The following is a 19,541-nucleotide window of genomic DNA, read 5'->3' as shown; positions in this document are numbered from 1 at the left end:
GATTAAAAGGAGCGATCGATATGCTAATAAAAAACCAAAACATTGAATCCGTTAAAATTAAAAGTATTGATAGTCAAGATAAGGTCCTCGCGACAACCGAGTCCGGCGAAATTATCGAACTACATATCACCGATCAACAAAAGAAGGATCGGCTTTTCTGGGAATCATTGGTGAACGTTTTACGCGCTGAACTCTGGCTCCCCCTCAAAAAGAAAACCCATGAACTCTTACAAAACGACTGGTTAGCAGAACCAGAATTAAATTAACTAAAAAGAACGTTGACCAGAAGTAATTCTAGCCAACGTTCTTTTTTTAGTTATTTTTCACCTTGCCATTCCGCAATGTACTCGGCCACAAAATCTTGCATGACTTGTGTTCTAGCGGTTGCGATTTCTCGCGCCACTTGCGTATTCATCGTCGCCGCGAGTTTGAAGAGCTTTTCATAAAAATGATTAACCACCGTTGAAGGTTCCCGATAATTAGCCTTGGTTAACTCGGCCCGTGGTTGAATTTCAGGATCATAAGCCACCCCATCGTGAGCGCCGCCATACATAAAGGTCCGGCCAATACCAATCGCGCCAATCGCATCTAACCGATCCGCATCTTGAACGATTTGCCCTTCTAAACTTAATGCTTGGTGCTGATTAATATTTTTAGAAAATGACATATGATCGATGATGTCAAAAATAACGGTTGATTGCATCTTATCAATGCCATTTTGGGTTAAAACAGCCGCTACGCTTTGGCGGGCTTGTGCCACATCGCTAACAATTTTTTCATCAATTACATCGTGCAATAGTGCGGCTAATGTAATCGTTGTTAAGTCGCCATCACCAACTTGGCGTTGAATTAAGCGGGCATTATTTACAACCCGTTGAATGTGATCAAAACCATGGCCACTATGCTCCTGAGCTAACGCTGTTCGTACGAATTGTTCAATTGCTTCAATTTGTTTTTGCATAACTGCCACCCTACTCTTTTAATCATTAAAAAAATTGCAACCACGGCTGCGGTTGCAATTCGTTATGTTTATTTTACTTGTTACCCGGTTCTGAAGCAATAATTTGCATGTTACCTTTTAAGTCCCATGACTTAATGCCAAATGGTAAGACAAAGTGCATGTTCTTATGAATTAGGTAGGTTTGACCATCCGCAACCAATTCACCTTCACCGTCAACCACTGATACTAAAGTATAAGGGGCTGTTGTCCGGTCAAAGTGTAAATCACCCTTGACCAACCATTGGTAAACACTGAAAAATGGTGACATTGGGGGTTGCACATAAGTTGTGATGGTTGAATCCCCAACGTGTTCTGTTTGAATATTCAAAACAGGATCTTGATGGGGCACAATCGTGGTATCAATTGATTGTTTTAGATGCAATTCACGTTTTTCACCCGTCTTCGCATCTACTCGATCATAATCGTATAACCGATAAGTCGTATCACTACTTTGTTGCGTTTCAAGGGCCATAATCCCCTTATTCAAGGCGTGAATTGTGCCACTTGGGACGTAGAAAAAGTCGCCTGTTTTAACAGGTACTTTGCGCAATAAGTCATCCCACTTACCCGCTTCAATCATTTCCGTTAGTTCTGCTTTGTTTTTAGCATGATGACCATAGATTAAGTAAGCACCTGGTTCGGCATCTAAAATATACCAACATTCAGTCTTACCTAATTCTGTAGGACCTTCGTGAGCAGCTGCATAAGCATCATCTGGATGGACTTGAACTGATAAGCTTGCTTCAGCATCCAAAATCTTCGTTAATAATGGGAAAACTTCTCCCTTGGCATCACCAAAATAATCGCGGTGTTGGGCCCAAGCTTGATCTAATGTAAGGCCTTTTAAGGGACCGTTTTCGATTGTGCTGGGACCATGTGGATGTGCTGAAATCGCCCAGCATTCACCAATGTCGCCATCTGGTAAATCATAGTCGAAGGCTTCTGCTAATTTGCGGCCACCCCAAATTTTTTCTTGGAAAACTGGTTTTAGAAATAATGGTTCTGTCAATTCAATCACTCCTAATGCACTTTATTTATCAATGTTTCTATTCTACCATAAATGAAAGCGGATAAGACATGGTAGTAACTGTTTTTAAAGCGATTTCGTGATTAAACCTTATCTTCAGCCAAGAATTGATCCACAATCATTGTCCGACGATCAAGAAAAGCTTGATTATCTGCTGTCGGGTGAATCCGATTGCTCAACACAACCAAGCCTGTCTGGCGTTTTCGATCGAGTAACATAAAAGTCCCCGTAAAACCGGTATGATAAATCAATGGGGTCTGATCCGCCGTAAAACGTAAATCCCAACCCAATGACCGGCCTAGATGAGCTGGTGTCCAGTCGCGGTATAAGCCCTTAACACTTGCTTGGCTAACGGGGGCCTCAGCAACCTTTAATTGCCCCAGTTGGAACTGCGCAAACCGTACAACATCGTCTAGGGGTGCAAATAATCCTGCTGCACCACTATGATTTTGCAAAACATAACTCTTCGGATCATGCACAACACCTTGAATAAGGCCTCTAGCCGTTGTTAGTTCAGTTGGTACCGCTCGGCTTGCTTCTGGGGCAAACGTACTCTCAGTCATCCCTAGGGGGGTTAAAACCAGACTTTGAATTAAGTCTTGAATTGGTTTACCATAAATCACTTCTAGCATCCAGCCCAAATACAACATGCCGATATCTGTGTAGACAACCTTTTTCCCAAAATTAGGTCCAACCGTCAATTGCGTCAACAGCGCTTCTTTTAATGCTGGCGCAGCTAACTGATTACGATTAGGAATATAGCCCTCTAAGCCCGATGTGTGGGTCAAGAGGTGCAAAACCGTCACCCGTCGATCTTTAAACGCTGGTAAAATGCTGTGAACCTTGGTCGTAAGTGACAGGCGTCCCCGCTCTAACAAACGGAGAATCAACGTCGTCGTCCCAATCACCTTCGTCAAAGACGCTAAATCGTATAATTGTCCTGGTTCTAACGGGATTAGTTTAGGCGTCAGTTCTGAATAACCCAGGACCTTAGTCGTCACTTGCTGGCCTTCAATCACAGCATATGAAACACCTGGTACAACCTCATCAGCCACTAACGCCTCAATTTGGTGAATCGTTTGTTCAAATCGCATCTCAAAACCTCCTATTTGAATCAATACTATTAGTATACGCCATCTAAAAAAAGACACCACCAGTTTAACCTGATGATGTCCTTTATTTAAAACCAATTTAAATCTCGACGTTCCCTGAGAATTGGCTGTTATATAGATCAGCGTAAAAGCCGTCTTGAACCATCAATTCATCATGTGTGCCGGTTTCCATAATTGAACCGTGATTCATCACAATGATATTATCCGCATCCCGAATCGTTGATAAACGATGGGCAACAACGAAACTCGTTCGATTTTGTAATAGCCGTTCCATTGCGTGTTGGATATGAATTTCAGTCCGCGTATCAACCGAACTAGTTGCTTCATCCAAGATTAAGATATCTGGATCGGCCACAAAGGCCCGGGCAATCGTCAATAATTGCCGTTGACCTTGTGAAATGTTGGAAGCTTCTTCATTCAAGACTGTGTTATAACCTTCCGGTAATTGACGAACAAAGCCGTCAACATGGGCCGCTTTAGCAGCTGCCAAAATTGCTTCGTCAGAAGCTGATTCATTACCATATTTCAAGTTATCCCAAATCGTCCCGGTGAATAGCCAAGTATCTTGCAGAACCATCGCAAAATGACGCCGTAATTCTTCACGACTCATGTCACGGGTATCAACACCTTTTAATTTAATCGAACCGCCACTAACATCGTAGAAGCGTTCAAGTAAATTAATAATAGTTGTCTTACCAGCCCCGGTAGGACCAACAATCGCGATCATTTGGCCCGGTTTAACTTGTAAATTATAGTCCGTCAATAAAAGATCCTTGCCTTGGTAACCAAATTCAACATGTTCCATTTCTAATTGGTTGGCATCATCTTGCACCACTGGGACAGTTGAAGGTTCTTCAGACATATCTTCTTCATCTAAAACAGCAAAAACCCGTTCAGCTGAAGCAATCGTTGATTGAATTGTGTTTGCCAAGTTAGCCAATTGTGAGATTGGTTGTGAGAATTGTTGTGTATATTGCATGAAAGCTTGCATGTCCCCTAATGTGACTTGACCGTGTGAGACGCGAATCCCACCGATAATCGCCACGAAGACGTACCCTAAGTTATTGACGAAAGTCATCAATGGCATGATCACACCAGAGATAAATTGGGCTTTCCAAGCAGCTTTATACAACTTTTCATTTTGTTCTTCAAATGTATCAATCGTCACTTGTTCCCGGTTAAAGGTCTTCAAGACCACTTGACCCGAAAAGTTTTCTTCGATTTGATTATTTAATAAGCCTAAACTCTTTTGTTGTGCAGCAAAGAATTTTTGCGACTTAGGTGCGACAATCCCAATGACAATTAAACTCAACGGAATTGTGACCAAAGCGATCAGCGTTAATTGCCAACTGATCGTCAGCATCATCCATAAAACACCGATAAACGTTACCGTGCTGGTCACCATTTGCGTTAAACTTTGTTGTAGCGTGCTGGCAATATTATCCATATCATTAATCGCACGACTCATGATATCCCCGTTTGAATGGGTATCGTAATAATTGATTGGCACCCGTTGCATCTTATCTTTCAATTCCTTACGCAATTCATAGACGGTTTGTTGTGAAATCCGCGTCATAATAAATTGTTGTAAGAAACTGAAGACGGCTGAAGCAAGATACATCAAGATCACCGTCATGATAATGTGTTGAATCTTATCGAAATCAATTGGTAAGCGATCCATTGCAATCCCAGCTTTTTGCATGGCATTGCCTTTCATCACCCCTTTAAAGATTTCAGTTGTTGCTTCCCCTAAAACTTTGGGCGTTCTAATTTGGAAAATAACGGAGACAATCGCCAAAACAATGACAAATACTAAGGCAATTAAACGGCTCGACATGTATTTCAATAAACGATTAGTTGTGCCCCAGAAATTCTTAGGCTTTTCAACGACGCCACCCATGCCGCGACCTGGACCGTGACCACCTTGTGGCCGGTTTGTTGCTGCTTTTTCTGCCATTAGGCTTCATCCCCCTCTCTGATTTGTGAATTGATAATTTCTTGGTAAGTTGCATTTGTTGCCTTTAATTGGGCATGCGTGCCTTTACCAACCATTTGGCCTTCATCTAAGACCAAGATTGTATCGGCATCAGCCACCGTTGAGACCCGTTGTCCAACAATGACGACGACACTCTTTTGAATTTCAGTATCTTCCTTCAAGGCTTTGCGTAAAAGGGCATCCGTCTTGAAATCTAAAGCTGAAAATGAATCATCAAAGACATAAACCGATGCGCGTTTAACTAATGCTCGGGCAATCGCTAATCGTTGACGTTGACCACCTGAGAAGTTACCGCCACCTTGTTCAACGTGACTGTCTAAGCCACCATCAAGTTCGCTAACGAAATCCTTCGATTGGGCAATTTCAAGTGCATGCCAAATCTGATCATCAGTTGCATCCGGATTCCCATATTGCATATTTTCGCGAATCGTCCCTGTAAAAAGATTGGCTTTTTGCGGTACAAATGCGACTTGTTCATGAATATCATGCAATGTCACATCTTTGACATTTAACCCATCAACTTGGACTTGGCCGGCTTCAACGTCGTAAAAACGCGGAATCAAGTTAACCAAGGTTGATTTACCTGAACCAGTCCCCCCGATAATCGCAACGGTTTGACCAGCAGATGCTTGGAAATCAATCTTCTCTAAGGCTAATTTTTCTGCATTTTGGTAGCGGAAGTTAACATTATCGAAGGCCAAGCTGACAGTTTGATCTGTAAAACTCTTGGGATTTTCTGGATTTTCAATTGGTGTTTGTAAATCCAAGACTTCATTAATCCGAACGGCTGATGCTTGTGCCCGTGGAATGAAGACGAAAACCATTGAAAGCATCATGAAACTCATTAAGATTTGCATCGCATAAGTCATGAAGGCTAATAAGTTCCCCACTTGCATGGCTTGATCAGCAATTAAGTGACCACCCATCCAAGTGATTGCAATGTTTGTCCCACTCATAATCAATGTCATCACAGGTAACATGACAGACATGATACTGTAGACCTTTTTAGCATTTTGTGTGTAATCTAAGTTCGCATCGTCAAAACGTTCCTGTTCGAACTTATCGCGACGGAATGCACGGATTACCCGCACCCCTGTTAAGCCTTCACGGAAAACTAAGTTAATCCGGTCAGTCTTCTTTTGCATCGCTTTGAAAAGCGGTACGGCAAAGTACATCACGACACCGATAAAGATTGCCATCAATGGTAAGACAACAACGAAGATTGACGTTAATTGCGCGTTCTTTTGGTAAGCCAAGAAGCTGGCACCAATCAACATGATAGGGGCCATGATCATCATTCGTAAGAACATCATTGCCACATTTTGAATTTGAACAACATCATTGGTTGTCCGTGTAATCAGTGACGAGGTCCCCACTTGGTCCATTTCATCGTGTGAGAAATTGATGACCTTTCGATAAATATCTGATCGTAATTTCTGACCCAGACCTTGTGATGTCTTAGCGGCTAAATAAACGTTACAGATTGCGGCTAGGATACTGATCAATGAAAAGCCGAGCATTTTGAAGCCGGCTTGCCAGATATAATCAATATCACCTTTGGCAATCCCGTTATTGACAATATCAGACGTCAAATTAGGGAGATACAAGTTACTGACAACTTGAATCACCATGAATAAGACAGCACCGAAAACGGCTAAGCCCGACATTCTCTTTTTTGCAAGTTTAATCATGCGTTTTGTTCCTTCTTTCTATTCTACTTATCTTGAACGCTCGCGCCGGTTTCTAACCAACCAGTGACTAATTCGAAGTGTTCGTAGATTTGTTCTATTGTTAAGGCTTGCTCAGTATCACGATTTAAATAATAGGAAGCAATGCTTTGAAAAACGTTATTCATTAATTGATGGAGGAGCAATCTAACAGCATTCGGCTGCGTTTTATCAATTTTCAACAAACTAAAATCAACGTGATCCATTAAAAACTGAAAGCCCTCCGTTTGATGCGCATGCATCAATTCGGGCGACATCTTGCGCCGATTTTTGAAATCCATGTGTAAAAATAAGTGCCGATAGAACTGTGCATTCTCACCATTAATGGCTTCATTCGCCATTGCCTTGAAGAAAATGCGAATCGTCTTGAAAAGATCACCCTTGGTATCTAATAAGAGCTGTTCCAAATCCTGTTTAGAACTATCACGCAGCAAACTGAGGTCGTAAAAGAAAATATCAGCCTTATCTTCAAAGTACTGATAGAAACTACCCCGTGGAATTTCAGCAGCTTTAATAATGTTGCTAACTGATGCTTCATTAAAAGGAACCCGTGAAAATTCGGCATGGGCGGCCTTTAATAACCGTTGCTGTTTTTCTGCCGGCAACCGGAAAAAAGTTTTTTTAGGCATGCATTAAGACTCCTTCCAACTAAAAATGACATACCGTCGTAAAATATGACGTTCTGTCATTTTAGCACTGATTTTAATTGGATGCAATACTAAGTTATCGTCATAATTGATGCAATATCACTCGCTAGCCGTTATTGTCTAACGTCACAATTAATCCTATAATAGAAATACTATTGTTAAAAACTAATTTTGTGGGGCATATATATGAAGTTACTCAAACGTTTTTACACCATTACCATCGCCGTACTCGCCATCATCTCAATTATCTTCGTCCTATTAGACTACAGCAGTCTCATCGATCTAACGACTGCACCCTACCTAACCATCGATAACACGATTTTAATTATTTTTACGGTCGATTATTTCGTGCGTCTTTGGTTTGCTACTGATAAACGCCGCTTTTTTAAGACAAATATCTTTGATCTGCTTGCAATCATCCCACTAAGCACTCTTTTTTCATTTTTCCGACTCGGGCGCCTATTTCGCATTGCTGGGTTAATGAAAGTTTTCCGTTTTACGCGCTTGGTGGGCTTAACGGGGAAATTACAACGCCATTCCAAGAAATTTCTTAAGCAAAATGGTCTGCTCTATCTGACTTATGTCAGTGCCGCCGTATTAATCATCGCTTCCGTTTTATACGCACTCGCCGAAAAGGCAACCCTTGCCGATTCATTCTGGTGGGCGATTGCGACCGCCACAACGGTTGGCTACGGTGATATCTCACCGCACACGCTAATCGGTCGTATCGCAGCAATTATGCTGATGTCAGTTGGCATTGGCTTTATCGGTACACTCACCAGTTCAATTACCAGTTACTTCACTCAAGATACCGACGACAAACTAGACGAAATCCTTAAGAAGCTCGATCATCTCGAACAAGAAAACAAAACGCTCAAGGCACTTTATCACGACAAGGAATCTGAATCAAAATAATTAATATAAATTAAAAAAATACGATAATAATCACCAGATAGCGGCTTTAAGCCTTTTAATTAGTTATTTATAGCACTGGTAATTACAATAAATTGTAAACAACTAAAAAAGGTTGGCTAAACAAGAAATAATTGTTTAACCAACCTTTTTAATTTTGAGCATAAAAAAACCTCGCATAAGCGAGGTTTAAAACATTATTAAAGTTTAACGATGTTTGTTGCTTGAGGACCGCGGTCGCTGTCTTCAACATCAAATGATACTGCTTGGCCTTCGTCTAATGACTTGTAACCGTCACCTTGGATAGCTGAGAAATGAGCAAATACGTCTTTGCCATCTTCACCAGTAATAAAACCAAAACCCTTGTCTGCGTTAAACCATTTTACTGTACCGTTGTTCATAATAATTTCCTCCTAATACATATACATGTACGTTTTGTTGCAATAAATAATGATAAATAAACGCTGATTAGAGTTATGAAATTCAAAACTTAAATTACGCTTCAATATTGATTACTTGTTTATAATACCATATAAATTATTAAATAGCAAAAAAAGAATTTTTTTTTATTGATAATCTCACTAATATGCTATGATAGCCACATGGAGGTGGCGCGTATTAAACATTTCAAACACATTATCTGTTTTATCTTGCTTTTAATCATGCAACAAATCCCCCTTTTATTAGTAGGTAGCTTAGCTGCCCTACCAAAGGCACAGCGAACGACGCATTTAATTTTAATTGTCGGGTGGCTCTTTTTAATTCTAACCATTGGGATCACCATTTTAATGTGGTATCTTTACCAAAAAGTAAAAGGGCCGCAATATCATAATCATTTTTCAAAAGCCCACTGGCGTGCAATTCTAATTGGATTTGTCGCCATGCTAGTGATTAATAATTTGACGGTGCCCTTTATGCAGAAAACAGGAAACGCCAATGTCGATGGCCTCGTTCAAATTTTTGCCGTCCTCGGTATTTTCATGTTGCCCTATACCTTAATCTTAGGGCCAATGATGGAAGAATTACTTTTTCGTGGTTTCTTAATGAATTGGTTCTTCGTTAAATCACCTATTCTAAACATTATGACGAGCGCTCTATTATTCGGTCTCGTACACGTTTCAACTGATCCGATCTATTTCATTTCCAAAGCACTACTCGGATTAGTCTTAGCAATCGTTTATTATCGCACAAAAACCATTAAGAGTAGTATCATATTACATGTCTTAAACAATCTCTCAGCAGGACTAACTATTTTTTAATCATTGAAAGGAATTCGCCTATGTCTACTTTAACAACTATTTTAACCTATATCCAAGAAAATCCTGAAACAGTGACGTTAGAACCGTTCCAATATGCTAACGTTATCCGCTTTGGCATCGATGATCAGGTCCAACTACCAGATGTTGAAAAACTATTCCCAGACATGCGGCTCCACGTTAACCGTATCGATTCAGACTATGTTAATGCCCACCGTGACTTATTAGAAGCTTTTTACCAACAAACAATAGAGAAACAAAAAGACGGCTTTCAAGATGTCTGGATCACAACCACCCATCTTTCCGACCGTCATATTTTCCTAGTGGATCTTTCTTTTGAATAACCCACAATTTCAAGCATTAAAGGTTGAATTCGTTAAATACGCAATTTTAACCCTCTTCTTATTCGTTATGCGGGCCTTTATTGCGCACCCGATTATCATTATTGCCAGTTGGCTCAGCACCCTCGTTTGCGTAGGCTATTTTGTCGCACTGGTGATGACTTATCACTACCGTTAACGGCTCATTTTTTTCGTTTCAGCGATTACTTCTTCAGTGAAGTATAACTGTAATGCAAAGAAAATTGCCAGCAATGCTGCGGCTAACCAGGCTGCACGGACATTAATGACTTTGACTAAGAAACCAGAACCAATCGTTCCGATAAAGAAGCTACCAACAATTAGCCCAAAATACTTGGCTTTTTGTTGGTATTTTTTTTCCTTCGTGGCAATAAATAAATAACAATTTTCAACTAACTTCCGGTAATTACCGGTCGTAAAGGTATTGGCATATGGATAACCATTAACCGTTGAATAACTGGCTAGTTGGGTTGCCATCGACATCGATAACATCGTCGTAACAATCATATTAGGGACAGCAGTACTTAAAAACCCAACAATAATTAAAACAATGATTTGCAATGCGAGTAACCATAAACGCCAAATATTCAAGCGTGCCGTGTTAAAGTGGCGCCGAGCCAATTGCACAATAATGACCCCAATTCCAAAAGCGATGATTGGCATAATCTTTTCAGGTAATTGTGACCATTGATTAGTAGCGATATCAACACCGATAAACACAATATTACCCGTTTGCGCACTAGCAAACACGCCACCTCGTAGAATCACACAATAAGCATCTAAAAAACCACCGATAAAGGTTAAAAACATGGCTGTTCCTAACCGGTCGTGAAAATTAATTTTCTTTTGCAAGACAAACCCTCCAACTCAATACTTCTATTATACGCAAAAAAAGAACCGTGACAAAATAAATTTAGTCCCGGTTCTTTTCTAGTTTATAGATTGATTAGATTAGAATCTTGATCATGAACGACTTCTCGGAAAGCCATCAAACCTTGATCAAGGCCCCGCAATAACACCTCCGCAGTGCCAATATTAGTGGCAAGTGGCACTTCGTAAACGTCAGACAACCGAATGAGCGCATTAACATCCGGTTCGTGTGGTTGGGCCGTCAATGGATCTCGTAAGAAAATAACAAGGTCCATTTTATTTTCAGAAATTAAAGCGCCAATTTGTTGATCGCCACCCAACGGACCAGACTTAAAGCGTTTAACGGATAAACCCGTTGCATCAATAATTTTCTGACCAGTTGTCCCCGTCGCAAAAAGTTCATGTTGGGCCAAAATAGGCTGGTAAGCTGTTGCTAATTTAACGATTAACGGTTTTTGACGATCGTGTGCAATTAATGCAATTTTCATAAGAAAGCCTCCTAATGTCTTCTATGTTTAACCACTGTGAAAAAGCGGAGTACGCTCGCAAGTAAGATAAAAAAAATCAATACAAACGAAACGTAATTCGCCCAAAACTGGGTTACTGGTAACACAATATTAACGAGCCGTTGCAATAACATGGTAATCAATGTGGCACAAGCAACCATGCCAAATAACTGTCCATAACGTTTCACGGTATCATCCGTCCTTTTTGCTTTATGCTGAAGGCTAGCACCAATTTACTGACACTCAGTGCGTTTCTTCATAGGTAGTGTCTTTAGCCCAAACGAGTTAGTTTGAACAACTTCTCGAATCTTCAGCAGTCCGGCTGCACTAAGCACCTTATCAAAAGTTCTGAAGGTCCCATCAGTCATACCGGTCACAAACTCTTCCAAACCACTCGCATAGCAACTACTAATAGTCACGTAACTTTTTCCTTTAAAACGATCTGGCAAAGCGTCTCCTACGTGATTAAAGCGTACTAGGCGGCCTCGCATACAATCTAAGAAGTTTTTCATGACACCAGACATCGCGCCCCAATAAGTAGGCGCAACTAATACCCACACATCAGCTGCTAACAATTGTTGTTCAAGTTGATCTAACACCGGATTTGGTTGCCCCGTGTCCGGTAAAATTTGGAAATCGTTTAGAAAAATAGTTGAGACATCATCTTCGGGACCCACACCTGCTAAAACGGCTTGTAATAGCTGACCATTAACGCCATCGCGTTGGTGACTACCTAATATTCCTAATACTTTCATGCCCAAAACTCCAAACTTTTAAATTAATTCTAGTGTACACTTTTTAAGCAGGGGTTGCCAACATAAATAAAGCGCTTTATTAATAGTGTAAAAAAAAGTAACGGCGTCAGCCACTGCTTTTTAGTTTAAACTATTTTATCTTAATACCAACCGTTTGCTAACCAGAAGCTCTTTGCGCCTTCCCATGAACCATAACGGCTTGTTACATATTGATCTGCAACGCGTTCTTGGTTACTTGCTGAGTAGTCACCATTTAAGTATGAGCTTGATAATTGGTAACGACCAACGAATTGACCGTTACTTGCTGAGTATGAACCACCTGATTCTTTGTTGGCAATCCATTCTTTAGCTGAGTTAGTTGTTGATGTTGTTGTGTTTGTAGTTGTCGTAGTAGTCGTTGTTTGTTGTTGTTTAACAACTGGCGTTGTTGTTGCTTGTTGTTGAACGGGTTGTGTTTGTGTTGCTGCTTTTTGAACAGGTTGTTGTGTAGCAACAGGTGTTGTTGTCGCTTGTGTTGTTTGTTGTGTTGCCACTGGTGTTGTTGTAGCTGCTTGTGTTGTAGCAGGTGCTACCGTAACAGTTTGTGTTTCTTCGTCGATTGTTAATGTTTCGCCAACATAGATTAAGTTCTTGTTAGCAATTTTATTAGCGTTAGCGATTTTTTCGATCAAGCTGCCGTTACCAGCAAATTTTTGTGAGATTGATGATAATGTATCACCGCTGACAACCGTGTAGTTCGTAGCTGCATCGGCATGGCCGTTACTTGCGAATAAAAGACCTGCAGTTGCGGCAGTTGATAATGTAGCGCTGAATAAAAGTGTTTTAAGTGATTTCATATTGTGTGTTTATCTCCTTGTTGTTTCAAAAGTTTATTTAATGTCGTATTAATAACGTGACATTAATATACCATCTAAAAATCATTTGTAAGTATCAAACAAGTAACAATTGATGACAATCCTGTAACAAAACAACCGATTAACGACCTAATCTGTAATATTGTCCCTTGCGATGACTGGTAATATAGGATTTACAATCCATTGAAAATGACGCAAAAAAAAGGCTGTTTTATCTATAAATTACCGAAAATATCTTTATTTTTCATTTTAAATCCAAAAAAATTGTCAATCTGACATCATTTACTGATACTTTTAAATATTATTTACCGATATTAAACACTAAATTAACCAATCACATTGATTAAAAGCTACTTATTTTTCCAAAAAAATGGGCATAAAAACTGAACACTTAAGTGATTATCATAGGTTACACAAATCAGAACGTTAATACTAACGACCGCGTAACCCTTGATGGTTAACAAGAATAGGTGCAGTTTCTGTCACTAAAAAAATAAAACCTACAAAAAAAGAGCTATTAAACTTTAGTTTAATAGCTCTTTCCATTCTAGGATGTTATCAATATCACCCGTACGGGGATCGAACCCGTAACTCCGCCTTGAGAGGGCGACGTCTTAACCAATTTGACCAACGGGCAATAATTGGAACACCTAATATATTAGCGAATAACACCCGTAATGTCAATTATTAATTAAACTAGATAAAAATCTTATAGTTCCGGTGGTTAATAGTAATCGATTCCTTTGTGACTTTACGATTGGTTTTGCGCTTGAGATTCTGCAGAATATTCAATGCATAGTCACGATGCTGTTCAATTAAGGCCAACACATCATTTTCAATCGATAACTCCAATAGTTTACGTGAATCTTGTAATTGAATATGAACTTGGTTCTGATCTTGGGAAATCACCTTTCCCTGAAATAACTTTTCAACATCTACTTTATTCATATCGATAGCCTCCCATATCAGTATAGTCCTTTTTACTGGTTTTGTTAAAAATCAGAATTGACAAGCGTTAGGGCATGCAGTATCATAGTATTCGTTGATAACATTGGGTATTCGCCAAATTGGTAAGGCACCGGACTCTGAATCCGGAATTTATAGGTTCGAGCCCTATATACCCAATTGTATTTTCGCTAAGTCTGAGAAATCAGGCTTTTTTTGTGTGTTTAAATCATTTTATTCTCTTAATTGCGTAAATTTCTTCTATATAAATAGCTTTTTTGTTAACTACTATCTGATTGGCCACCCAACCAGTAATTCGACCCGTTATCGGTGCCAAAATCTGACCATCCCGGTTGCGCTGTGCTAGGTCCACCGTGACCATCGTCTTTTTAATAATCGCCTCGTTGATTACCTCACTAGTCTGTTTAGCAGACATCTTAGCAAGATGTGTTCGGTGCAACTACACGTCAGCGATGCTCGCTTCCTTGGCACGTACCGATGTATGATCACTTAGATAAAACCCCTGCCACTTCATCATGCCCCGATCGTGATAATCATGTTTCAGAAATTGCGTCACTAGTTTGTTATCAAAACGTTTAGTCATAAGCATTGCCGCCCGCATGACCACCAACAAGTCCGGCCCGTTCAATCGCGGTTGCACCCTTATCCTTACTTGATAATTTAACCAAAGACGCAAAACCAAACTTCTGTCGAATTTCGTCAACCGTTTGATCTAATTGATGTTGCTTTAAATGACGCAATTGCGGATCGAATAAATCCAACTGTTGCACGTCATCGTCAATCAATTGGCCACAAGTCAGACTAATATGGCGAATGGTCTGATGTTGCCACTGCTCTCGAAATAATTGAATCGCTGTTGTGGTAATTTCATGATTACCATTAGTCGGTTCAATTTTCAATGATCGTCCAAATCCCGAATGGACACCACTTTCATTTTCAGAAAAAGAAAAGCCAATCCCCAAACTAATCATACACGCCTGTTTACGATGCGCACGTAACCGCGCAGCAACCTGTTCAGCGATTTCTCTGATAACCACTTCAATTTCCGTTTGTAAAAAATAATCACGTGGTAGTACCTGACTATTCCCATAGAAGCGCTCTTTGGGCGTGTATTTTTGATGGACAATTGCGCGATCAATCCCCCAGCTAAACGCAAATAATTGGCTGCCAATAATCCCCATCTTTTGTTTTAAATCATATGGATTAGTATGCGCTAAGTCCCCCATCGAATGAATCTGTAATTGATTTAACTTCGTCGCCGTCCGCTGACCTATTGACCAGACACGCGCTAAATCCGTTACGGGCCACAGCTTATCAGGCACATCTTCATAGTGCCACTCCGCAATTAAACTGTGATTATGTTTAGCTTCCAAGTCCAAAGCAAGTTTAGCAAGCAACGGGTTATCGCCTATGCCGACTGTCAAATAAATCCCCGTTTCTTTTTTCACCGTCAGTTGAATCTGGCGTGCTACTTCATAAGGCGTTTGACCAAAAAGATGCCAACTCGTCGTTATATCTAACAATGATTCATCAATCGAATACGGTTGGATGTCTTCTTCTGCCGTGAATCTTTGAAAAATACGATTAATTTTTAAATTTTCTTCTATATAAAGGTTCATCCGTGGTTCCGCAACAATCAGCCTTTTATCATGGACCGGTACTTGAGTCGCTCGGGTCACATTACTGATACCAAAAAGTTGTTTAGCTCGTGGACTAGCTGCCAGCACCAAGCCACTGCCAGCGTTTTTGGCAGTTGACATCACCACCAAAATCGATTTTAACGGATTTAGCCCTCTCTTAACTGATTCTACAGAAGCGTAAAATGATTTGGAATCAATCATTAATATAATTCGTCGCGGTTCATCAGTATAATCATACATTACTCACTCACCGCATTTCTAACGTAGTACTTATCAATCACGAGTTGGCTTCTACAATTATAGTGTCCAAAAACGGCAATGTGCGCATTCTGCTCCGCGACATACATTAAATTAAAAGCATCCTTGGCAACCAAGCAATTATAATTTTGAGTGGTTGTTTGTAATGTAAACCGAACTAAGTACGGATCAAACGAAATAACTTTTATTGTACTGCCAATCGTTCCTTGAAGACTAACGTACTGCATAATTATCCCACCTTCTCACTTATACAATGCCCTTGGTTAAAGTTTGGATCTGTTGCACTTGCTGGTCTAATTGACTTTGCCAGCGATTTATTTCAATTAAAGTGACTTGTGGTAAATGTTGTCCAATAAATTGCGGAAATTTACTACGATTGTAGTAATAGTTCATGGCATCTCGTAAATCGCTTGATTGGCCTGCTTGTTGTCGTAACTCTAAGACGCCAAAACCATTTAAATATAAACTTAAATTCTGTTGTTGCAAATCAATTATGACTCGACTTGTTTGCATCAAGATCACCTCAATCATCTGTTCTCTTGTTACATTATAAGAACGTACATTCGCATTAGTCAAGTTTAATTTAATTTTAACCATAAAAAAAGCAGCGGCGTCAGCCACTGCTTTTTAGTTTAAACTATTTTATCTTAATACCAACCGTTTGCTAACCAGAAGCTCTTTGCGCCTTCCCATGAACCATAACGGCTTGTTACATATTGATCTGCAACGCGTTCTTGGTTACTTGCTGAGTAGTCACCATTTAAGTATGAGCTTGATAATTGGTAACGACCAACGAATTGACCGTTACTTGCTGAGTATGAACCACCTGATTCTTTGTTGGCAATCCATTCTTTAGCTGAGTTAGTTGTTGATGTTGTTGTGTTTGTAGTTGTCGTAGTAGTCGTTGTTTGTTGTTGTTTAACAACTGGCGTTGTTGTTGCTTGTTGTTGAACGGGTTGTGTTTGTGTTGCTGCTTTTTGAACAGGTTGTTGTGTAGCAACAGGTGTTGTTGTCGCTTGTGTTGTTTGTTGTGTTGCCACTGGTGTTGTTGTAGCTGCTTGTGTTGTAGCAGGTGCTACCGTAACAGTTTGTGTTTCTTCGTCGATTGTTAATGTTTCGCCAACATAGATTAAGTTCTTGTTAGCAATTTTATTAGCGTTAGCGATTTTTTCGATCAAGCTGCCGTTACCAGCAAATTTTTGTGAGATTGATGATAATGTATCACCGCTGACAACCGTGTAGTTCGTAGCTGCATCGGCATGGCCGTTACTTGCGAATAAAAGACCTGCAGTTGCGGCAGTTGATAATGTAGCGCTGAATAAAAGTGTTTTAAGTGATTTCATATTGTGTGTTTATCTCCTTGTTGTTTCAAAAGTTTATTTAATGTCGTATTAATAACGTGACATTAATATACCATCTAAAAATCATTTGTAAGTATCAAACAAGTAACAATTGATGACAATCCTGTAACAAAACAACCGATTAACGACCTAATCTGTAATATTATACCTTACGATGACTGGTAATATAGGATTCTTATCCAACAAAAAAACGACTTAAAAAAGTCGTTTTTTTGCTTGTTTTTTTAAGATTCTTCTTGTCGACGCTTCAAATGGTACTTATTAATTGCTTTTTGGCGTCCTAAAACTAACGGAATTCGTTCGACAAAGACATCACTATACTCTAATCCAAACCAAGATGCTGGCGTATCTGTAAACTTCTCTAACCATAAACGAATTTGAACAATGACTTTGTCCATTGCTCTAATTTGTGTTTCAGGTGATAAGTCCTCTTGAATGATCACAAACGAGAAATCACCAACTTCTCGATTAGGAATTGTCGTGTAATGTTGTGGTTGTGCTGGTAATTCACCATTATGAATCATTTCATGGATGATTTGGCGAATAAAGATATTTACTTTTTGTTCCATCTTAAAGCCTAAATACAATTGGACACTGACAATGTAATCCGTACCTAATGTATCAACCGTGTACTCTGCAGTGTAAGGCTCATCTGTCACATTCACAGCAACAAACCAATAAACCTGAGCACGCTTAGGCCGTTTATCCAATATTGAATAGAGGATATTCTTTTTCACCATATTCTTGCCCCGGGGTTCTGCCTGAGGTTTTGAAAGATAAACTAAGTTTGTTGTATACAATGGTAATGACGTTTCATTCCGTAGGTCATGTAGTTGGCGTTTATACGCTAATAGTGACACTGTACTTGATTTAAAGGTATTACTTTCCTTAATCGAATTACTCCGATACCAAACAAACATGATGAATAAAATGACAAAGGCGATTAAAACTGTCACATAACCACCATGCATAAATTTAGCGGCACTTGCAATAAAGAAAATCGTCTCAATTGCGCCAAAGAATAGTAATACGACATAAGCCAAGAACCACCGCTTCTCGCGTCGTCCCAAATAATGGAACAAGAGAATCGTCGTCATTAACATTGTAATCGTAATTGCTAAACCGTAGGCTGCTTCCATATGAGCTGAGTTCTTAAAATAGAAAACAACCGCTAAACAAACTGCCCATAAGATCCAGTTCACAATTGAAATATAGAGTTGCCCTTTTAATTTAGCGGGATAATCAACTTTAATCCGTGGCAATAACCGTAACTTAATCGCTTCAGAAACTAACGTATAGGATCCAGAAATTAGAGCTTGCGACGCAATAATTGCGGCCACTGTCGCTAAAAGAATCGCTGGAATTTTCAATTGTGCCGGCATTGCTTCAAAGAATGGATTGAAATCTGTCATATTTTGATAAGCGGCAACTTCTTTGTGCTGTAATAACCAAACACCCTGTCCAAAATAATTAAGGACCAAACAAGCGGCAATATAAGGCCAGCTACCATAGATATTATGCCGGCCAACGTGACCCATGTCAGAATAGAGCGCTTCGGCACCAGTGGTTGCCAAGAAGACACTACCTAATATTAGAATCCCAACCTTATTTTCAGGACTAAATAGGAGATGAATTGCGTAGTAAGGATTCAATGCTTTAAGCATTGTTAAATCCCCCATTAAATTCATAACGCCAATCGCACCAATAAATGTAAACCAAATCAACATAATTGGCCCGAATGATTTACCAATCAAATCGGTTCCGAACTTCTGAATAAAAAAGAGTACTGATAAAATTGTGACAGTTAAAATAATCACTTCACGTTGGTTGGAAACCAAAACATTGCCATTAATCGGCAATCCCTTCAGTCCTTCAATCGCAGTTGTGACCGTCACAGCTGGCGTCAACATCCCGTCAGCTAATAACGTCGCCCCGCCAATAATCGCTGGTATCACGAGCCACTTAGCTTGTTTACGGATTAACGTATACAATGCAAAAATACCACCTTCACCGTTGTTATCGGCGCGCAGCGCGATTAATACATATTTAACCGTTGTCATTAACATCAATGTCCAGAAAACAAGTGAGATGCTCCCCACCACAAAATCCTGACTAATATTACGAATACCGCCATTGCCCTCGACAATGGACTTCATCACGTACAATGGTGATGTCCCAATATCGCCATAGACAACGCCCATCGTAATTAACATGCCAGCGATTGACAATTTTTGCCGGGTTGTTTTCTTTTCTGTTGCCAATTTCATCTTCTTACTTCCTTTACTTAGATATTAG

The 19,541-nt window shown here is 39.8% G+C and carries 22 protein-coding genes, 2 tRNA genes and 1 pseudogene; 6 read left to right on the top strand and 19 right to left on the bottom strand.

Translation table 11 applies throughout. From position 1 onward, the window contains the following. Positions 1–20 precede the first annotated feature (20 nt). The gene (locus NDN60_RS00250; RefSeq protein ID WP_011374843.1) at positions 21–266 is read left to right on the top strand and encodes a hypothetical protein; all 246 of its coding nucleotides are present in this window, start codon (positions 21–23) and stop codon (positions 264–266) included. Between the two features lie 50 nt (positions 267–316). Here the strand turns inward: NDN60_RS00250 and NDN60_RS00245 are convergent, their stop codons facing one another. The 6 genes from NDN60_RS00245 to NDN60_RS00220 form a co-directional block, all read right to left on the bottom strand. After that, the gene (locus NDN60_RS00245; RefSeq protein WP_056947874.1) at positions 317–961 is read right to left on the bottom strand and encodes an HD domain-containing protein; all 645 of its coding nucleotides are present in this window, start codon (positions 959–961) and stop codon (positions 317–319) included. Positions 962–1,034: 73 nt separating this feature from the next. Next, positions 1,035–2,009: a mannose-6-phosphate isomerase, class I gene (manA, locus tag NDN60_RS00240; protein WP_056947876.1), complete on the bottom strand. Its 975-nt coding sequence runs from the start codon at positions 2,007–2,009 to the stop codon at positions 1,035–1,037. A gap of 101 nt (positions 2,010–2,110) precedes the next feature. Next, positions 2,111–3,121, bottom strand: coding sequence for a serine hydrolase domain-containing protein (locus NDN60_RS00235; RefSeq protein WP_096584801.1), 1,011 nt, complete (start codon positions 3,119–3,121; stop codon positions 2,111–2,113). A gap of 97 nt (positions 3,122–3,218) precedes the next feature. Next, positions 3,219–5,096, bottom strand: coding sequence for an ABC transporter ATP-binding protein (locus NDN60_RS00230; RefSeq protein ID WP_056947880.1), 1,878 nt, complete (start codon positions 5,094–5,096; stop codon positions 3,219–3,221). Further along, positions 5,096–6,826 carry an ABC transporter ATP-binding protein gene (locus tag NDN60_RS00225; protein WP_011374848.1) on the bottom strand — a complete coding sequence of 577 codons (1,731 nt, stop codon included), beginning with the start codon at positions 6,824–6,826 and terminating at the stop codon, positions 5,096–5,098. Before NDN60_RS00225 ends, NDN60_RS00230 begins: the two co-directional genes overlap by 1 nt. A gap of 23 nt (positions 6,827–6,849) precedes the next feature. Beyond that, positions 6,850–7,491, bottom strand: a complete 642-nt coding sequence (locus tag NDN60_RS00220) for a TetR family transcriptional regulator (RefSeq protein ID WP_016265275.1) — start codon at positions 7,489–7,491, stop codon at positions 6,850–6,852. Between the two features lie 204 nt (positions 7,492–7,695). Here NDN60_RS00220 and NDN60_RS00215 point away from each other — a divergent pair, with 204 nt between their 5' ends. Next, on the top strand, positions 7,696–8,424 hold the full coding sequence (locus NDN60_RS00215) for an ion transporter (protein ID WP_011374850.1): 729 nt from the start codon (positions 7,696–7,698) through the stop codon (positions 8,422–8,424). 197 nt (positions 8,425–8,621) lie between these two features. On the opposite strand, the gene NDN60_RS00210 is transcribed toward NDN60_RS00215, so the two are convergent. Further along, the gene (locus tag NDN60_RS00210) at positions 8,622–8,822 is read right to left on the bottom strand and encodes a cold-shock protein (RefSeq protein ID WP_004270328.1); all 201 of its coding nucleotides are present in this window, start codon (positions 8,820–8,822) and stop codon (positions 8,622–8,624) included. 201 nt (positions 8,823–9,023) lie between these two features. Between NDN60_RS00210 and NDN60_RS00205 the strand changes: the two genes are divergently transcribed. Genes NDN60_RS00205 through NDN60_RS00195 form a run of 3 tightly spaced genes read left to right on the top strand, consistent with a single transcriptional unit; the run spans position 9,024 to position 10,196 of the window. Then, a complete protein-coding gene (locus tag NDN60_RS00205) occupies positions 9,024–9,680 on the top strand; it encodes a type II CAAX endopeptidase family protein (RefSeq protein WP_011374851.1) in 657 nt (218 codons plus the stop codon). Between the two features lie 20 nt (positions 9,681–9,700). Further along, complete coding sequence (locus NDN60_RS00200; protein ID WP_011374852.1) at positions 9,701–10,021, top strand: hypothetical protein; 321 nt, start codon at positions 9,701–9,703, stop codon at positions 10,019–10,021. Further along, complete coding sequence (locus tag NDN60_RS00195) at positions 10,014–10,196, top strand: hypothetical protein (protein ID WP_035146748.1); 183 nt, start codon at positions 10,014–10,016, stop codon at positions 10,194–10,196. Before NDN60_RS00200 ends, NDN60_RS00195 begins: the two co-directional genes overlap by 8 nt. Here the strand turns inward: NDN60_RS00195 and NDN60_RS00190 are convergent. The 6 genes and pseudogenes from NDN60_RS00190 to NDN60_RS00165 form a co-directional block, all read right to left on the bottom strand. Then, a complete protein-coding gene (locus tag NDN60_RS00190) occupies positions 10,193–10,888 on the bottom strand; it encodes a YoaK family protein (RefSeq protein WP_011374854.1) in 696 nt (231 codons plus the stop codon). The two genes, NDN60_RS00195 and NDN60_RS00190, sit on opposite strands and share 4 nt — an antisense overlap. An 83-nt stretch (positions 10,889–10,971) precedes the next feature. Continuing rightward, complete coding sequence (mgsA, locus tag NDN60_RS00185) at positions 10,972–11,394, bottom strand: methylglyoxal synthase (protein WP_056948772.1); 423 nt, start codon at positions 11,392–11,394, stop codon at positions 10,972–10,974. An 11-nt stretch (positions 11,395–11,405) separates the two neighbouring features. Further along, positions 11,406–12,167 (bottom strand): annotated as a pseudogene (locus tag NDN60_RS00180) (flavodoxin family protein). A gap of 140 nt (positions 12,168–12,307) precedes the next feature. Then, positions 12,308–13,003 carry a LysM peptidoglycan-binding domain-containing protein gene (locus NDN60_RS00175; RefSeq protein WP_056948015.1) on the bottom strand — a complete coding sequence of 232 codons (696 nt, stop codon included), beginning with the start codon at positions 13,001–13,003 and terminating at the stop codon, positions 12,308–12,310. Positions 13,004–13,585: 582 nt separating this feature from the next. Then, positions 13,586–13,658: transfer RNA gene (locus tag NDN60_RS00170), tRNA-Glu, on the bottom strand. Positions 13,659–13,717: 59 nt separating this feature from the next. Continuing rightward, the gene (locus NDN60_RS00165; protein WP_011374858.1) at positions 13,718–13,969 is read right to left on the bottom strand and encodes a hypothetical protein; all 252 of its coding nucleotides are present in this window, start codon (positions 13,967–13,969) and stop codon (positions 13,718–13,720) included. Positions 13,970–14,073: 104 nt separating this feature from the next. On the opposite strand from NDN60_RS00165, the gene NDN60_RS00160 reads away from it, so the two are divergent. Next, positions 14,074–14,146 (top strand) — tRNA-Gln (locus NDN60_RS00160). A gap of 280 nt (positions 14,147–14,426) precedes the next feature. Here NDN60_RS00160 and NDN60_RS00155 read toward each other — a convergent pair. The 6 genes from NDN60_RS00155 to NDN60_RS00130 form a co-directional block, all read right to left on the bottom strand. Next, positions 14,427–14,570, bottom strand: coding sequence for a hypothetical protein (locus NDN60_RS00155; RefSeq protein ID WP_157771046.1), 144 nt, complete (start codon positions 14,568–14,570; stop codon positions 14,427–14,429). After that, the gene (locus tag NDN60_RS00150; RefSeq protein WP_099947669.1) at positions 14,563–15,867 is read right to left on the bottom strand and encodes a Y-family DNA polymerase; all 1,305 of its coding nucleotides are present in this window, start codon (positions 15,865–15,867) and stop codon (positions 14,563–14,565) included. The genes NDN60_RS00155 and NDN60_RS00150 overlap by 8 nt, the downstream gene beginning before the upstream one ends. Continuing rightward, positions 15,867–16,112 (bottom strand): hypothetical protein, encoded by a 246-nt coding sequence (locus NDN60_RS00145; protein WP_011374861.1) that lies wholly within the window; start codon positions 16,110–16,112, stop codon positions 15,867–15,869. The genes NDN60_RS00150 and NDN60_RS00145 overlap by 1 nt, the downstream gene beginning before the upstream one ends. 19 nt (positions 16,113–16,131) lie before the next feature. After that, positions 16,132–16,398: a hypothetical protein gene (locus tag NDN60_RS00140; protein ID WP_025016524.1), complete on the bottom strand. Its 267-nt coding sequence runs from the start codon at positions 16,396–16,398 to the stop codon at positions 16,132–16,134. Between the two features lie 134 nt (positions 16,399–16,532). Further along, positions 16,533–17,228, bottom strand: coding sequence for a LysM peptidoglycan-binding domain-containing protein (locus tag NDN60_RS00135; RefSeq protein ID WP_056948015.1), 696 nt, complete (start codon positions 17,226–17,228; stop codon positions 16,533–16,535). 242 nt (positions 17,229–17,470) lie between these two features. Then, on the bottom strand, positions 17,471–19,513 hold the full coding sequence (locus NDN60_RS00130) for a KUP/HAK/KT family potassium transporter (protein WP_011374864.1): 2,043 nt from the start codon (positions 19,511–19,513) through the stop codon (positions 17,471–17,473). Positions 19,514–19,541: the final 28 nt, after the last annotated feature.

It is taken from the genome of Latilactobacillus sp. (assembly GCF_033176295.1).
In the GTDB taxonomy this organism is placed as follows: Bacteria; Bacillota; Bacilli; order Lactobacillales; family Lactobacillaceae; genus Latilactobacillus; species Latilactobacillus sakei.
This window is presented reverse-complemented; position numbering and strand designations above follow the sequence as displayed.

Excerpts from the sequence above, each read along its gene's own strand:
- NDN60_RS00250 (WP_011374843.1), top strand. The coding sequence starts at position 21 with ATGCTAATAAAAAACCAAAACATTGAATCCGTTAAAATTAAAAGTATT.
- NDN60_RS00245 (WP_056947874.1), bottom strand. The coding sequence starts at position 961 with ATGCAAAAACAAATTGAAGCAATTGAACAATTCGTACGAACAGCGTTA.
- NDN60_RS00235 (WP_096584801.1), bottom strand. The coding sequence starts at position 3,121 with ATGCGATTTGAACAAACGATTCACCAAATTGAGGCGTTAGTGGCTGAT.
- NDN60_RS00230 (WP_056947880.1), bottom strand. The coding sequence starts at position 5,096 with ATGGCAGAAAAAGCAGCAACAAACCGGCCACAAGGTGGTCACGGTCCA.
- NDN60_RS00225 (WP_011374848.1), bottom strand. The coding sequence starts at position 6,826 with ATGATTAAACTTGCAAAAAAGAGAATGTCGGGCTTAGCCGTTTTCGGT.
- NDN60_RS00220 (WP_016265275.1), bottom strand. The coding sequence starts at position 7,491 with ATGCCTAAAAAAACTTTTTTCCGGTTGCCGGCAGAAAAACAGCAACGG.
- NDN60_RS00215 (WP_011374850.1), top strand. The coding sequence starts at position 7,696 with ATGAAGTTACTCAAACGTTTTTACACCATTACCATCGCCGTACTCGCC.
- NDN60_RS00210 (WP_004270328.1), bottom strand. The coding sequence starts at position 8,822 with ATGAACAACGGTACAGTAAAATGGTTTAACGCAGACAAGGGTTTTGGT.
- NDN60_RS00205 (WP_011374851.1), top strand. The coding sequence starts at position 9,024 with ATGGAGGTGGCGCGTATTAAACATTTCAAACACATTATCTGTTTTATC.
- NDN60_RS00200 (WP_011374852.1), top strand. The coding sequence starts at position 9,701 with ATGTCTACTTTAACAACTATTTTAACCTATATCCAAGAAAATCCTGAA.
- mgsA (WP_056948772.1), bottom strand. The coding sequence starts at position 11,394 with ATGAAAATTGCATTAATTGCACACGATCGTCAAAAACCGTTAATCGTT.
- NDN60_RS00175 (WP_056948015.1), bottom strand. The coding sequence starts at position 13,003 with ATGAAATCACTTAAAACACTTTTATTCAGCGCTACATTATCAACTGCC.
- NDN60_RS00165 (WP_011374858.1), bottom strand. The coding sequence starts at position 13,969 with ATGAATAAAGTAGATGTTGAAAAGTTATTTCAGGGAAAGGTGATTTCC.
- NDN60_RS00155 (WP_157771046.1), bottom strand. The coding sequence starts at position 14,570 with ATGACTAAACGTTTTGATAACAAACTAGTGACGCAATTTCTGAAACAT.
- NDN60_RS00150 (WP_099947669.1), bottom strand. The coding sequence starts at position 15,867 with ATGTATGATTATACTGATGAACCGCGACGAATTATATTAATGATTGAT.
- NDN60_RS00145 (WP_011374861.1), bottom strand. The coding sequence starts at position 16,112 with ATGCAGTACGTTAGTCTTCAAGGAACGATTGGCAGTACAATAAAAGTT.
- NDN60_RS00140 (WP_025016524.1), bottom strand. The coding sequence starts at position 16,398 with ATGCAAACAAGTCGAGTCATAATTGATTTGCAACAACAGAATTTAAGT.
- NDN60_RS00135 (WP_056948015.1), bottom strand. The coding sequence starts at position 17,228 with ATGAAATCACTTAAAACACTTTTATTCAGCGCTACATTATCAACTGCC.
- NDN60_RS00130 (WP_011374864.1), bottom strand. The coding sequence starts at position 19,513 with ATGAAATTGGCAACAGAAAAGAAAACAACCCGGCAAAAATTGTCAATC.